This window comes from Cutibacterium sp. KB22876 (assembly GCF_059728865.1).
In genome coordinates this window covers 1,746,187-1,761,138 of sequence record NZ_AP040858.1, presented here as the reverse complement: position 1 = coordinate 1,761,138, position 14,952 = coordinate 1,746,187, and the positions used below count along the sequence as shown (strand labels likewise).

Annotated in this window: 12 protein-coding genes and 1 pseudogene; 5 read left to right on the top strand and 8 right to left on the bottom strand. The window is 63.5% G+C overall.

The genetic code is table 11. The annotated features are described in order from the left end of the window. Window positions 1–65: 65 nt before the first annotated feature. From AC6I1W_RS07950 to AC6I1W_RS07940, 3 genes are read right to left on the bottom strand one after another with little or no spacing between them, the layout of a single operon-like run. Window positions 66–713, bottom strand: a complete 648-nt coding sequence (locus AC6I1W_RS07950; protein WP_036975948.1) for a thymidine kinase — start codon at window positions 711–713, stop codon at window positions 66–68. Then, the gene (locus tag AC6I1W_RS07945; protein ID WP_221269055.1) at window positions 710–1,837 is read right to left on the bottom strand and encodes an alkaline phosphatase family protein; all 1,128 of its coding nucleotides are present in this window, start codon (window positions 1,835–1,837) and stop codon (window positions 710–712) included. Before AC6I1W_RS07945 ends, AC6I1W_RS07950 begins: the two co-directional genes overlap by 4 nt. After that, window positions 1,834–2,496, bottom strand: a complete 663-nt coding sequence (locus AC6I1W_RS07940) for a DUF5998 family protein (protein ID WP_036975946.1) — start codon at window positions 2,494–2,496, stop codon at window positions 1,834–1,836. The genes AC6I1W_RS07945 and AC6I1W_RS07940 overlap by 4 nt, the downstream gene beginning before the upstream one ends. Between AC6I1W_RS07940 and AC6I1W_RS07935 the strand changes: the two genes are divergently transcribed. The 3 genes from AC6I1W_RS07935 to AC6I1W_RS07925 all read left to right on the top strand — a co-directional run bounded on the left by AC6I1W_RS07935 (window position 2,477) and on the right by AC6I1W_RS07925 (window position 6,790). After that, on the top strand, window positions 2,477–3,574 hold the full coding sequence (locus tag AC6I1W_RS07935; RefSeq protein WP_336620869.1) for an App1 family protein phosphatidate phosphatase: 1,098 nt from the start codon (window positions 2,477–2,479) through the stop codon (window positions 3,572–3,574). The genes AC6I1W_RS07940 and AC6I1W_RS07935 overlap by 20 nt on opposite strands. 65 nt (window positions 3,575–3,639) lie before the next feature. Further along, a complete protein-coding gene (locus AC6I1W_RS07930) occupies window positions 3,640–6,291 on the top strand; it encodes a DNA gyrase/topoisomerase IV subunit A (RefSeq protein ID WP_284950499.1) in 2,652 nt (883 codons plus the stop codon). Between the two features lie 16 nt (window positions 6,292–6,307). Continuing rightward, window positions 6,308–6,790 (top strand): carbonic anhydrase, encoded by a 483-nt coding sequence (locus tag AC6I1W_RS07925; protein WP_065672673.1) that lies wholly within the window; start codon window positions 6,308–6,310, stop codon window positions 6,788–6,790. Between the two features lie 69 nt (window positions 6,791–6,859). Here the strand turns inward: AC6I1W_RS07925 and AC6I1W_RS07920 are convergent, their stop codons facing one another. The 3 genes and pseudogenes from AC6I1W_RS07920 to AC6I1W_RS07910 form a co-directional block, all read right to left on the bottom strand. After that, complete coding sequence (locus tag AC6I1W_RS07920) at window positions 6,860–8,191, bottom strand: MFS transporter (protein ID WP_284950497.1); 1,332 nt, start codon at window positions 8,189–8,191, stop codon at window positions 6,860–6,862. Window positions 8,192–8,244: 53 nt separating this feature from the next. Further along, a pseudogene (locus AC6I1W_RS07915) lies at window positions 8,245–9,563 on the bottom strand (anaerobic C4-dicarboxylate transporter family protein). A 200-nt stretch (window positions 9,564–9,763) separates the two neighbouring features. Beyond that, the gene (locus AC6I1W_RS07910; RefSeq protein WP_065672857.1) at window positions 9,764–11,923 is read right to left on the bottom strand and encodes a DNA gyrase/topoisomerase IV subunit B; all 2,160 of its coding nucleotides are present in this window, start codon (window positions 11,921–11,923) and stop codon (window positions 9,764–9,766) included. A gap of 154 nt (window positions 11,924–12,077) precedes the next feature. Between AC6I1W_RS07910 and AC6I1W_RS07905 the strand changes: the two genes are divergently transcribed. Continuing rightward, window positions 12,078–12,284 carry a DUF7455 domain-containing protein gene (locus tag AC6I1W_RS07905; protein WP_016667527.1) on the top strand — a complete coding sequence of 69 codons (207 nt, stop codon included), beginning with the start codon at window positions 12,078–12,080 and terminating at the stop codon, window positions 12,282–12,284. A 156-nt stretch (window positions 12,285–12,440) separates the two neighbouring features. On the opposite strand, the gene AC6I1W_RS07900 is transcribed toward AC6I1W_RS07905, so the two are convergent. After that, the gene (locus tag AC6I1W_RS07900) at window positions 12,441–13,022 is read right to left on the bottom strand and encodes a GNAT family N-acetyltransferase (RefSeq protein WP_065672671.1); all 582 of its coding nucleotides are present in this window, start codon (window positions 13,020–13,022) and stop codon (window positions 12,441–12,443) included. 191 nt (window positions 13,023–13,213) lie between these two features. Here AC6I1W_RS07900 and AC6I1W_RS07895 point away from each other — a divergent pair, with 191 nt between their 5' ends. Next, on the top strand, window positions 13,214–14,395 hold the full coding sequence (locus tag AC6I1W_RS07895; protein ID WP_284950503.1) for an alpha/beta hydrolase: 1,182 nt from the start codon (window positions 13,214–13,216) through the stop codon (window positions 14,393–14,395). On the opposite strand, the gene AC6I1W_RS07890 is transcribed toward AC6I1W_RS07895, so the two are convergent. Continuing rightward, window positions 14,336–14,947: a TetR/AcrR family transcriptional regulator gene (locus AC6I1W_RS07890; protein ID WP_016667524.1), complete on the bottom strand. Its 612-nt coding sequence runs from the start codon at window positions 14,945–14,947 to the stop codon at window positions 14,336–14,338. The genes AC6I1W_RS07895 and AC6I1W_RS07890 overlap by 60 nt on opposite strands. Window positions 14,948–14,952 lie beyond the last annotated feature (5 nt).

The window sequence follows — 14,952 nt, the reverse complement described above, 5'->3', positions numbered from 1 at the left end:
CCGCCGGAGACGTTCACAACCACACGAGCCCCGCCGTCCAGCCGGGCTCGGGGCATTCGGGGCTCTCAGCCGTCGAAGGGCAGGGTCTGCTCCGAAAGGGTCGCCCTGGACATTTCTCCGGTAATCCCCTGACGGTGGTGACGACGACACAACACCTCGTAGTGGATCTCGGATCCGCCGCCGATGTCGCCGACGCCCACCTGATCCCCCTCACGCGCCATGACGCCGCCGACGATACGGGCGTTGTGGGTCGCAGGACGCCCGCACCAGCACAGTGGCGAGACGGGAGGCTGGACGACACGGTCGGCGAGCTCGACGAGCCGTTTGGAGCCAGGAAAGAGCGCGGTCCGGAAATCGGCGAGGATGCCGAAACAGTAGACGTCAACCCCCAGGTCGTCGACGACCCGCGCGAGCTGATCAATCTGTTCGGGACGGTAGAACTGAGCTTCGTCGCAGATGAGGTAGTCGATGCGCCCACCGCGACTCAACCGCGCCACGACGTCTTGGTAGAGGTCCAGGGAGTCCGTCACCTCGACGGCCTCGACGCTCAGACCGATTCGGGAGGTGATGCGGGCACCGCCAGACCGATCGTGCATGGCATACCTGACACCCTGACGGTCATGGGCCGACTGAGCGTGGTCCATCTGCAGCGCGAGTGTGGACTTTCCGGAGTCCATCGGCCCGGTGTGGAAGACGAGTTCAGCCATCCTCATCCCTCGCAGACCTGCGCCAGCAACGGAATCCTCATCTCTTGCGGGGTCAGGGAACCATGCATGCCGACCAGGGAGAGTTCCTTGGGGGTGGCACGGCTCATGATCGCCCAGTCGTCACGGGTGATCGCCAGCACATCACCGAACCGGGATCGAGTGGATTCATCGACAGGCCCAAAAAGTTCCGCGTCGACGGCGTCATCACCCACCACGACCTGGGCGCGATCTCCGAGCACCCGTCGCCAACGCTGTGCGACCTCGTCGGGACGTCGGGTGTAGATGTGGCGGAATCTCGGCTCCCCTGCCAGCAGATCGACGTCTGCGAGCAGTCCTCCCTCGTCCTCCACCATGACGCGGTGGTCCTGCGGCACGTCGATCATGCCGTGATCTGCTGTGACCACCAGTGCAGTGCCGGAATCCAGCTCGTCGAGGAGAGCCCCGACGAGATCGTCAACCCACATCAGACGCGACCTCCACGCAGCCGACTGCCATCCCTCACCGTGGCCGACATGGTCCAGGGAACGCTCATAGACGTAGGTCAGAGAGACCTCCCCGTCCTGAGATGCGGCGAGGGTCTTGCGGACCCGCTCGTCGACGTCGTCCTCGTCACGAATGGCCACGAATCTCGGACCGCGCAAGCTCGCTCGCGTCAGCCCAGACCTCTCGAACCGAGCCGGACCGACGCTGCTGACCGTCACTCCCGCTGTCACCAGGTCTTCGAAGGCCGTCGGGTGAGGCTGGACCACCTCGGGGTCGTCGCCGTTGGCCCAGCTCAATGCGTTCATGGCCTGTCCGGAGGGAGCACGGAAGGTGTACCCGGCGACGCCGTGGCGTCCGGGAACGGCACCTGTACCGATACAGCTCAACGAGGTGGCCGTCGTCGACGGAACCTGGCAGGTCAGGTCATGGCACACCTGCATGTCCGACAGGGTAGGAGCCAGGTGACGGGACTGCTCGAGGTTCTCCCGCCCCATCCCGTCGACGAGTAGGAAGACGTAACGCCTCGCCTCGGGCAGGCCGAGCCCAGCCGACCTCTGACCCGTCAACACCCTTCCTATGGCGGGCACCAGGTCGGAAAGGGTCTGCGGACCCGGCGCCATGAGATCAGGGCCAAGCAATGAACTCATCGTGCTGCTCCAGTGGCGACCTGCATTCGAGTGGCAAACCCCATCATCCGCTCGACCTGGTCGGGGCCATCAGCAGCAGGACTCATCCGGATGACGATGTCATCCCCGCTGAAGGTGCCGGTGTAGCCATGATCGGCGGTACACATCGGGTCACCGCAAGTGGCAGGCTCGAGCTCGATGCGCGACACCGCGCCCCACGTCATTTGCAGCCAGGTCTCCACGGTCGCCGCGGAGGGGTCCTTGCCGAATTTGTCGGGGTGCTGGACGACACGCGTCAGCACCACCGAGCTCACCTCCGACAGCGGGATCGATTCACTTGAGGTCACGGCCTGGAGCCGTCCCCCCTCGGTCCGCTCGTCGGTGTGACCGATGAGCATTCGCGTCGCAGTACGCAGAATGACGGTGAGATGCCGGTGAACCTCGTCATTGTCGAATGCTGCCTCAAGGTGAAGCAGATGGTCGAGGATCTCCTCTCCTGCCAAGGAGGTTTCGGCGACGTCGCTGACCAGTTCAGGGAAGAACCCACAGGACTGGATTTCGGCAGCTAGGGCAGCCGGAAGAGGAGTTCGGGCTTGATCGACAGACTGGCTCACCGGCCCATCGTCCCACGACGAAGCCCGATCCAGTAATCTCCAAGACATGTCGAACCGGCCGTTCATCGGAGCCCGAGTCGAGGATGCCCTTCACAGGCGCCTCAACACCACGCTGCGTCGACGCGGTTGGGTGCCGCGCGTGATCGGATATCGCAGTTACGGATCGGCCACCCATGTGCGCGTTCTGGGCCGAGTCGTCCTCACCAGTCCTCCCGGTGCCAATCCGGAAGAGGAGCGTCATCCTGACCGTTCTCCGCTCACCCAGCGCAACATGTTGTCCATCGACCTGCTGTCCCAGCGGGGATGGCGCAACTTCCTCGGTCTTCCAGCACCGGGTACCGAGGTCGTCGTCGACGTCAACGGAGAGAAGATCACCGTCCTGGCAGACCGTGGCGGATACGTAGACGTGCGCGTCAAGAACAATGGACTGCAACCGGGATGGCACGAGGTCACCCTCTCGACCTCCGGGGACACGACGAAGGCGAAGGTCCTCGTCGTCTCACGCAACACCCGTTTCGGCATCGTGTCCGACATCGACGACACCGTCATCGCGACCTCCCTGCCACGATCCCTCATCGCCGCCTGGAACTCCTTCGTGCTCACCGAGCAGGCCCGCAAATCCATTCCCGGTATGGCCCGCATGTACCAGAAGCTGTTGGAACGCCATCCCGACGCACCCGTGGTCTACGTGTCCACCGGCGCCTGGAACACCTATCCCTTCCTGGTGAGGTTCCTGGCCCGTCACGGCTATCCGCAAGGACCGTTGCTGCTGACTGACTGGGGGCCGACGAACACCGGTTGGTTCCGCTCCGGCGTCGACCACAAACGGACAGCCCTGCGCGAATTGGCGCGCGATTTTCCTGATATCGAGTGGGTCCTGGTCGGCGATGACGGGCAGCACGACATCCGGATCTACTCCGAGTTCGACGAGCTGCAACCCGGCCACACCCGCGCGATCGCCATTCGGGAGCTCTCGACGACCCAGCAGGTGCTGGCCCACGGCACGACGACAGTGATGGAGGACCGCCACCGTGTGCAGTGGACCCCCGAATCAGCCCCTTTGGTACGCGCCCCTGACGGCGACCAGTTGGCTCCACTCCTGGACAAGGTGCTCAACCACGAAGACTCACCAGGGCGGCCCTGACATGCGGATTTCGCGCCGATCAACCAATATAGGTCGTTAGCGTGTGCTGCTAGGGAGGTATCACGATGGCCAAGAAGACGGTGGATGACGACTTCACCGAGAACATCATCGACGTCGATGTCTCCCGCGAGATGGAGAACAGCTTCCTCGAGTACGCCTACTCCGTCATCTACTCTCGTGCCCTGCCCGATGCCCGTGACGGCCTCAAACCCGTTCAGCGTCGCATCCTCTTCACCATGGGTGACATGGGGGTCCGCCCTGATCGCGCCCATGTGAAATCGGCCCGTGTCGTCGGTCAGGTCATGGGTCAGCTCCACCCTCACGGTGACGCCGCCATCTACGACGCCCTCGTCCGCACCGCCCAGCCCTGGGCCATGCGCCTCCCTCTGGTCGACGGGCACGGCAACTTCGGATCCCTGGATGCCGGCCCGGCCGCCATGCGTTACACCGAGTGCCGGATGGCTCCCCCGGCCCTGGCCATGATTGACGGGCTCGCCGAGGACACCGTCGACTTCGAGCCCAACTACGACGGTAAGGAGACCGAGCCGTCGGTTCTGCCGGCCGCCTTCCCGAACCTGCTCGTCAACGGAGCGTCGGGCATCGCGGTGGGGATGGCCACCAACATTCCGCCACACAACCTCGTCGAGGTCGTTGCGGCCCTGCGTCACATGCTCGACCACCCGGACACTGATCTCGAGGAGATCATGCGCTTCGTGCCGGGACCGGATCTGCCCACCGGCGGGCGGATCGTCGGCCTTGACGGCATCGCTGGCGCCTACCGAACCGGCAAGGGCTCCTTCAAGATCCGCGCCACCGCCCGCATCGAGAAGGTCTCCCCGCGACGCCGCGGCATCGTCGTCACCGAGCTGCCGTACATGGTCGGCCCGGAGCGCATCATCGACCAGATCAAGACCTTGGTGCAGTCCAAGAAGATCACCGGCATCTCCGACGTCAAGGACCTCACCGACCTGGCCAACGGCACCCGTCTGGTGATAGAGGTCAAGAACGGCATCAACCCGGAGGCCCTGCTGGAGCGGTTGTACAAGCTCACCAAGCTCGAGGACTCCTTCGCGATCAACGCCGTCAGCCTGGTCGAGGGACAGCCGCGAACCCTCGGTCTGAAGGAGATGTTGCAGGTCTACCTCGACCATCGCCTCGAGGTCACGCTGCGGCGCACCAACTTCCAGCTCAACAAGGCCAAGGACCGGCTGCACCTCGTCGAGGGACTGTTGCTGGCCATCGTCGACATCGACGACGTCATTGCCATCATCCGGTCCTCCGAGGACGCGGCAACGGCCCGCACCCGACTCATGGCAGCCTTCAACCTCGACGAGGTGCAAGCCAACTACATCCTCGACATGCAGCTTCGTCGACTCACCAAGTTCTCCACGATCGAGTTGGAGTCCGAGCGTGACGAGCTGAGCGAGCGCATCGAGGGGCTTGCTCTCATCGTCAATGACGAGTCCGAACTGCGTCGAGTCGTCTCGAAAGACCTGGCCGAGGTGTCCACCAAGTACGGCACGCCTCGTCGCACCGTACTGCTGGGAGCGGCTCCCGTCGTCGCTGCCGCCTCCGCCCCGCTGGAGATCCCCGACGATCCCTGCTGGGTGCTGCTGTCGGCCACCGGTCTGCTGGCCCGTATCGACACCGAGGATGACCTGCCCAGTGGCGGGGACAGAGCCAGCCATGACGTCATCATCTCCCGTGCCCGCACCACCGCCCGTGGTGATTTCGGCATCATCACCAGTGCTGGTCGTCTCATCAGGGCACATGCCATCGAGCTGGCCAGTCTGCCCATGACTGCCACCGCACCGTCGGTGGCCGGTGGCACCCCACTGGCGGACCTCGTGGGGCTGGAGAAGGATGAGAAGGCCCTCGCGGTGACGAGTTTGTCCGGGGAAGGCCCCTCCCTGGCCCTGGGAACCCGAAACGGCATCGTCAAACGCGTCAATCCGGAACTGCTCGGCAAGGATTTCTGGGAGGTCATCAGCCTCAAGGACGGTGACGAGGTCGTCGGAGCCGTCGAGCTGGACGACGAGGACCTCGAACTGTGCTTCGTCACCGAAGGCGCCTCCCTGCTTCACTTCCCGGCCTCGGCGGTGCGCCCGCAAGGACGTTCCGGTGGTGGTGTGGCCGGTATCAAGGCCAAGGACCCAGTCGTCTTCTTCGGCGCGGCTCCCAGCCATAGCTCGTCGGTCGTGACGATTGCGGCCTCCTCCCCCGCTGCCGCCGGCAAGGAGCCCGGTTCGGTCAAGGTAACCCCCTTCGACCAGTTTCCGCCCAAGGGCCGTGCGACCGGCGGCATGAGATGTCAGCGCTTCCTCAAGGGTGAAACGGCCTTGGTGCTCGCCTGGATCGGCCCTGACCCTGCCGTGGCATGTGCGGCATCCGGTGTTCCTGTCGAGCTGCCGGAGCCGAGCCTGCGTCGTGACGGTTCCGGGGATCAGGGACGCCAGCCCATCCTGGCCGTCAGTACCCGTAATCATGGCGGTGACGACGTGGCCAATCCCGCCGACCGGCTCGATCCGGACACCTCGGACGACGATCTCGAACCCACCGCCGTCAAGGACGGGACGACTCCAGACGCGGGCGGAGCTCTCATCCCCGCCCCGGAGTCGACCCTCGCGAAGGACTCGGAGGAGTCCAAGCCGCACCGCCGTCGTCGCCGTACCAAGACTGAGCACGACGACGAATCAGAACCGGATCTCTTCAGCTGATCAGGAGACTGTGACCATGTTCGACGACCTGATGGATGGCAATGCCCGCTATGCCGAGTCCTTCGACCTGGCAGACGTGCCGGGGCAGGCAGCTCGAGGGGTCGGGATCGTCTGTTGCATGGATTCCCGGCTGGATCCTCCGGCAATCTTCGATCTCAAGGTCGGGGACGCGAAGGTGCTGCGTACTCCTGGTGGCCGGTTGACCCCCGATGCTCGCATCGGGCTCGTCGTGGGCTCTCACGTCCTCGGGATTGATCGAATCGTCATGCTGGCCCACACCAAGTGCGCGATGGCCAGCGGGGACGACACCTCGGTCATCGAGAAGGTGCGACAGACCGACGGCACTGACCTGTCAGGCATGCGTATCGGGTCAACCCCCGATCAGATGGCTGGCCTGCGTCACGATGTCGCGACCCTACGCCGGGACCCGCTGGTGGCCGCCGACGTGTGCGGCATGGTCTACGACGTCACGACCGGACGGGTCGAGCGGGTCTGCTGATCCCAGTCGTCCGCGAACAGTTGCCTGTCCAGGTGTCCTGGTTCAGGTGAGCCGGGATGCCTGAACCAATCACTTGTTCTGGGGCTCGGCGGTGCTGACCGGGATCATCGCCACCAGACCGACCACGAGCATCAGGACGATACCGATGATTCCCCAGTACTGGTTGTTGTCGCCACCCGTGACGGCGTGTCCCATCGTGACGAGGAGACCGAAGAGGGCTGGTGCCAGGAAGGACACCGCCTTACCCGTCGTGGCGTAGAGGCCGAACACCTCGCCTTGGCATCCCGGCGGACAGATCCGGGCGAGGAGACTTCGCGAGGCCGACTGGGCCGGGCCGACGAAGCCGCACATGATGAGGCCGAGCACCCAGAACACCATGGCCGAACCGTTGTGGCCGATGAAAACACCGATGCCACAGGCAGACAGCACGACCAAAGAGACGATGATGAGGTGTTTGGGACCGATCCGGTCGTCCAGGCGTCCCAGCAGGATAGTCGAGATACCGGCGACCAGATTGGCCACGATGCCGAAGATGAGGACATCGGCAGCGCTGAATCCAAAGGTCTGACGGGCCAACGGGCCACCGAACTGGAAGACGCCGTTGAGGCCGTCACGGAACAGCGCCGAGGCGACGAGGAAGATGATGGTGTTGCGGCTGATGTGCCAGATTCTCACCACGCTGCGCCACAGTTCGGCGTAGGCATGTCCCAGCGCGCGGAATCCTCGTAACTGGGGCTCGGACTGGTCCACCGGGCGTGGGTCGTCACGCAGGATGAGGAAGGTGGGCAGGGTCAGCGCCAGAATCCAGATGGCGCAGAACAGCATCGCCACACGGATGTTCATGCCTTCGTGGCTCGTGACCCCGAACCAACCGACCTTCGGCTTGATCCAGGCAATGTAGATGACGAGCAGAGCGATGATGCCGCCCAGGTAACCCATGCCCCATCCCAGACCGGAGATGCGACCGATCTTGCCGGGCTCCGCGACGTCGTCGAGCATGCCGTTGTACAGCGAGCTGCCGACATCCGAGATGACCGTGCCGACTCCCAACAACACCAGCCCAAGGAGGAGGTAGGACGGATGGGGCTTGACGAAGAACAGCAGCCCGGACATCACGGTCAGGGTCCAGGTGAGCCATTTCAGGGCAGTCACCTGGCGTCCTCGTCTATCTGCCCACTGGCCGACGATCGGCGCCAGCAAGGCGATCGCCAAACCGGCCAGACTCATCGTCCATGACAGGGCCGTGACGGTGGTGTCCTTCGGCCCGAAGGCGTCACCGACAAGGTAAACGGCAAAGACGAAGGTGGTGATGACCGATGCGAAAGGCTGAGTGCCCGGATCCCACATGGCCCAGGCGAAGACGCGTTTGCGTTGGTCCGCCGGCACGTCGACGTGGCTCATGGTTGTGGAGTTTAGCGCTGCCCAGCCACTTGTGGTCACTGCTCATCGCAGCATCAACCCAGCACGACGGGAACCCAAAAAGCTCCCACCAGGATCGTCACGACGATCGAGACGGTCCCCGGAATGACGAAGAGATGGTTGAAGACGATGCGTCCAACTCGCGTCGAGCCGGTGTCGTCCATCTCCATAGCGGCAACCGTCGTAGGGTAGTTCGGCAGCAGATAGTAATTAGCCACTGCCGGGTAGCAAGCCAGCATCACCGCGGGTGACACACCGATCTTGGCCACCACCGGCATGAAGGCAACGGTGGTCGCAGCGTGAGAGAACATCAGTGCCGCAGCCAGATACAGGATCACCGACAGGAACCACGGGGCGGAGTGCAGGATCGAAGCGCCAGCATGGGTCAGGACGTCCATGTAGTTATTGACAAACATGTTGCCAAGCCATGCCAGCCCCAGAATACAGATTGCTGCTGACATTCCGGCCCTAAATGTCGCCTGGGTAGTGAGCTGCTTGACGTCCTCATGCGAGATCATGCAGATGATCATCGCTGTCGTCAACATGATGAGCATGATCGCCGCCGACGACGTCATAGGTGGCTTGGACAGCACACCGACTTCCTCTGACGAAATGGTGGCGTAACCGACCACCACGACAAGGGCGATCAGGAAGGCGACAAGGCTGGGTACGGCCGATCGCTTTGGCTTCCAGGCGGTGTCGCCGACAGCCGCATTGTGGCTCACCAAGCCCTTGGCCTCGCGTTCCTGATAGACCGGGTCATCCTCGAGATCTTTGCCCTGGTGCGATGCCACAACCGCACCAACAGCGCACCCGATAAAGGTGGTAGGAATCGTCACCGCAAGAATCTTGAGGTATCCCACCCCCAACGGCTCCAGAACTCCGACCAACGCCAATGTCGCTGCCGAAATCGGTGAGGATGCAACCGCGACCTGGGACGCAACAACAGCTATGGACAACGGCCTCGACGGTCTGATCTTGTGCTCCTTCGCCACTTCGACGATGACAGGCAACACAGAATATGCGGTATGTCCAGTGCCACACAGCAAGGAGAGGAGGAACGTTGATAACGGCGCAAGATAATTGATGTGGTCGGGTTCTTGCGCAGCATGACCTCAGTCAGGTGCACCAAGTAGTGCATACCACCTGCAAGTTGGAGGGCTGCGATGGCGCAGATGACGGTCATGATGATTCCGATGACCGTCCAGGGAATGTCCTCAGCTACTTTCGTGTGGAGACCAGTGGCGGCGAGGACAATACATCCCGCGCCTCCCGCGAGCCCGACACCAACCCCACCGAGGCGCGACCCGATGATGATGAAGATGATGGCCACAGCAAGGTGGAACCAGATCATTGCTGCAGCCTCCCCGCAGCGGATTCTCCATCAATCTTGTCGTTGTATCCGCCACCGGACTGTCGTATGTGATCCAGCATGGCCTACTCCTATCCGCCCAGGGCCGTGGCATCGCTTAAGACCAGTCACCTAGGCAGCACACCGATTGCACCTCACAGCGTCACCGCGAGGCAGCATTAACGAGCCGTGAGCAAGCCCTCTCAGGCGTCGATCTGTTCAGCGTCGAGACGATAGGCCCCCTCGACGATGAACTGCTTACGCGGGGCCACGTCGTTGCCCATGAGGATCTCGAAGGTGCTCTCGGCCTCGGCGGCATCGTCGACGGTGATGCGACGCAAGGTGCGATGTCGCGGGTCCATCGTCGTCTCCTTGAGCTGGGAGGCGTCCATCTCACCCAGACCCTTGTACCGCTGCGGTTCCTTGAACCGCACCCCCTTCTTGGTCAACTGGGCGGCGGTGCGCTGGTACTCGGCGTCAGTGTAGGTGTAGAGGTACTTGTCCATCCCGCGCTTGGGATTGATGAGCTCGAAGCGGTGCAGCGGAGGCACGGCCGAGAACACCCGGCCCGCTTCCACCATCGGGCGCATGTAGCGGAAGAAGAGGGTTGCCAGCAAGCAGCGGATGTGGGCGCCGTCGGAGTCGGCGTCAGCCATGAAGATGACCTTGCCGTAGCGGGCCTGGTCGAGGTAGAACGTCTTTCCCGACCCGGCCCCGACAACCTGGAGGATCGACGCGCACTCGAGGTTCTTGAGCATGGCGCCGAGGTCGGCCTTCTGAACGTTGAGGATCTTGCCTCGGATCGGCAGCAGGGCCTGGTGCTCGGAGTTGCGGGCCACGTTGGCCGTTCCCAGGGCAGAGTCGCCCTCGACGATGAACAGCTCGGTCACGTCGGGATCCGAGGAGCGGCAGTCCTTGAGCTTGGGAGGAAGGTGCGAGGACTCCAAGGCATTCTTGCGGCGCTGGTTCTCCTTGTGGGCGCGGGCCGCGACCCGCGTCCGGGAGGCATTGACGACCTTCTCCATGAGGGTGCGTGCCACCGGCTTGTCGGCAGCCTTGGCCGAGGTCAGGAAGGCCGCCATCCTCTCCTCGACGATGCGAGCCACCAGACGGCGCACCGGCGGGGTGCCCAGCACCTCCTTGGTCTGGCCCTCGAACTGAGGTTCGGCGAGACTCACCGTCACCACGGCCGTCAGGCCCTCCAGGACGTCGTCCTTGACGATCTCCTCGGACGACTTGAGGATCCGCGTCCCCTCCAGGCCTGCGTTGAAGGCTCGCAGCAGGCCCTGCTCGAACCCCTGGACATGGGTGCCTCCCTTGGGAGTGGCGATGATGTTGACGAAGGAGCGCACCGTGGTGTCGTACCCGGTGCCCCAGCGCAGGGCGATGTCCACCTCGAGGTCGCGGTCGACGTCGGTCGGCGTCATGCCACCGTTCTCGTCGAGCATCGGAACGGTCTCGGTGAAGGAGGCTCCACCCTGCAACCTCATGACGTCATTGACCGGCTGGTCATTGGCGAGGTACTCGGCGAACTCGGAGATACCACCGTCGAAGCGCATCGTCTCGGAAACGGTCTCGATGACGTCGCCGGTCTCCGGATCAGTCTGGATCCCACGTTCGTCGGTGATGACGATCTCCAGACCCGGAACGAGGAAAGCCGTCTGACGAGCACGATCGGCAAGCTTGGACCACGACAGCTTGGCATCAGGCAGGAAGATCTGCCGGTCCGGCCAGTAGCGCACCCGGGTACCGGTGGCTCCGCGCTTGGCCTTGCCGATCTTGCGCACCCCGGACTCGGGGGTGAAGGGGGCATCGGGGCCGTCCCCGTCGAAGGAACCGGGGACACCGCGTCGGAAGCTCATCCCCCACACCGTGGACTTGCGGTCCACCTCGACGTCCAGACGGGAGGAGACGGCATTGACGACCGATGCGCCCACGCCGTGCAGACCGCCTGAGACGTTGTAGGCCCCGCCACCAAACTTTCCGCCGGCATGGAGCTTGGTGTAGACCACCTCGACGCCGCTCAGCCCGGTCCTCGGCTCGACGTCGACCGGAATACCGCGTCCCTCGTCGGTGACGAGGATCGACCCGCCCTTTTCCAAGGTGACGGTGATGCGACGCCCGAACCCGGCCAGCGCCTCGTCGACACCGTTGTCGAAGATCTCCCACAGACAGTGCATGAGTCCGCGGGTGTCGGTCGACCCGATGTACATGGCGGGACGCTTTCGGACGGCCTCCAGACCTTCAAGCACCAAGAGGTTCTTCGCGCCGTACTCACGGCTCGTCGACGCCGTGCGCACTGTGTTTCCGGCACTGGCTGAGGTGTCAGCAGCGACGGATGATGGGATGGAGATCTTGTCCATGGTCACGCAGACAGCCTATCGGCACACTCGGACAGGCTTTCGACAAGAATGTTCGTGCCCAGCGGCGTTCATTCCGCGATACTCCTGGGAACATTCGCACGATGACGTACGTTGTTCATACGGTGACTGAACACTTGAACCGGAGGAGGTTGTCATGAGCACCACGATGATCGAGCACCACGCCCTCACCACTGCGGACCGTTGTGATCGTTGCGGCGCACAGGCCTATGTGCGCATCACGCTGCGCAATGGTGGCGAGCTCCTCTTCTGTGCCCACCACGCCAGGGCTCACGAGGACAAGCTGAAGCAGGTGGCCCTGCACATCCAGGACGACACCACGAAACTCTCCTCCCATACCTGAGGAACCCGCGATCGTCGGCGTGTCGGGGTTACCGCCCCGGACGGCGGTGCAGCGCCGAATTCGCCCCCTGGCTGCCCACGCCGTTGCACTGTCCGGTGCCACCGGCGACCCCAGAGTTGGGTGTCTGGCAACGACCTACAGCAACCAGGTGGACCGTCATTCGGCTTCGATCGCGTCCTCACGAATGAGCCGCTGAAGTTCCACCCCACCGAGAGAGTCGTCGACGGCACCATCAGTGTCGTCGACGTGGAACCCGTGGCGCTCGTAGAACTTGATCGCGCGGGCGTTATCAGCGAAGAGCCACACATAGGCCGAGCGATGTCCGATGCAGGCGTTGAGGAGATCGTCCGAGGCCCCGCAGTTACGAGCTTCGGGAAGGACGTGGAGGGTCGCAACCTCCCACGGCGTGGGAGCATCCGGGCTGGTGGAGATGCGTGCCATTGCCACTCCGACGGTCCTCATGTCGAGGCGATCGACGAGGATCTTGAAAACCGCACCGTCGTCCATGAACTGCTTCCACTGCTCGATGGTGGTGTGGACGATACCGGGGCCGGTAACCTCGGTGAGGATGTCGTCGGGGATCACCCCCTGACCGATTTCCCGGAAGCACACTGCCTGAACAGCCGCAGCCTCAGGAAGGTCCTCACGATGAGCATCCCTGACGACGAAACGACCGGGAGCGGTGGCCGAGTCGTGCGCCGGTCTTGACGGCATGTCAACCTTGACTGACGTATCCATGACCTGATCCTACCGGTCCGGGGCCTCACAGAGGCCCGGTTCGCAACGGTCGAATTGTCGAACCAGTCCAGACACCATGGCGAACAGTTGAGGAAGGACTCCTCCAACATCTCCTCATGCACGCCGCAATGGCCTGCCCGTCGCCGGCGGCCGCCTGTCTGATCCGAATAACCATCGCTCCCTCCCGCACCATGATCCCACCGACCACAGCCCTTGAGTACGGTGGACGCGTGGCAGACACGAAAGGCTCTCGTCATTCCTGGCTACGCACCGCTTCTGGTCTCGTGGGTCTGGTACTAGCCGTTCCAGTGCTGGCGTGGTCAGTGGCTGCGATCCTGCCGTCCCACCATGCCCTGACCTTCGTCTCCTCCGTTCTGGCGGGTTCGTTGGCCGTACCGGCATTGGTCATTGCCGCCATTGCCCTCATCCTCGCCCTTCTGGGACGAGGTGGCCTGCGAATGACGGCGGTCGTCATCTCGGTGATGGCCCTCATCATTCCGACATCCGTCACAGCGTCGACGATGTGGGTGACCGATCGGGCCGGTGGATGGATCAACGTCTTCTCAGCCGCTGCGGTGTCATCGATGGCAGATCATCCTGACGAGACGGTCCGGTATGGATCGGGACCCGACGAGACGGCCCAGATCTATCGTCTGCGAAACCACGATACCCCGGTTCTGGTCGACATTCACGGCGGAGGATGGAACACCAATGCCACCATGCCTGCCACCTTGAGGTGGTTTTCCGACCATGGCTGGTTGGTCATCCGTCCCTCGTACACCCTGGCATCCAAAAGTCACCCCACCTGGGACATCGCACCGAAGCAGGTGGCGTGTGCCTGGGCCTGGAGCCTGTCTCACGCCAAGGAGCTCGGTGGCGACCCGACCCGAGTGTCGATCATGGGGGATTCCGCTGGCGGTGGGATGGCCATCAACCTGGCCTACGGCGCCGCGAGTGGGAAGCTGACGAGTTCCTGCGGACCGGTGCGAGCCCCGAAATCAGTTCTCGCCCTGTACCCGACGGTGGATGTCGCAGCCGTCCAGTCAGTCACCACCCTGGGAGCGGGAAATGCCGCGACGAAGTACACCGGTGGCACCCCAGAACAATTCCCTGATCGCTACCGCGCCGTCAACAGTTCCACCTGGATCACAGCCAAGGCTCCTCCGACGATGGTGATCCAGGGTAATCACGACACCTTCGTTCCGCCATCGAGTGTGCGAGACTTCGTTGCCCGCGCTCGCCAGGCCGGGGTGGACATTACGCACGTGCAATTGCCAATGCTCAACCATGCCTTCGACGCCCAGGCGCGAGACTCATTGGGATTCCAGGCCGTCACCAGTCTCGGGCAGACCTTCCTCAGCGAGCACCAGTGATCCGCTGGTGAGCACCCGGGCCAAGGCCTCGAGATCCCCGGCGATGTCGGTGTCCTTGTTCTGGATCCACCTCATCTGCAAGCCCTCGGCCGCCGCCACCGCCAGCCGCACGGCCTGCTCGTCATCGATCCTCAGTGCCATCCTGACAACTTCGTGGACTCGTTGGCGGTGCCTTTCCATGAAGGCATGTGCGGGATGGTTGGGGTCGGCGGCCGCCACACTCATGTCGACGAAGAGCTTCGTCAACCCCGGGGTGCGGGTCGTCCCAGCCATGTATGCCCAGACATGATCGGGGTCGGTGAGCGCGCCGGCGTCGACGGCATGAGCGTCGCGAGCCTCCAGGATGGCGACGAAGAGCTCGTCCATCGTCCCGAAATAATGCAACACGCCAGCCTCGGTGAGACCGACCTCAGCGGCAATGGCAGCCAGGGTGGGTCGTTCGCCGGAACTTGCGCCGTAGAGCCGCAGGGCGACGTCAAGGATCTCGGCTCTGCGAGCAACCCCCTTGGCGTATGGTCCACGTCGAGCCGAGGTTTTCGTCGTCACTGCCATGGGCC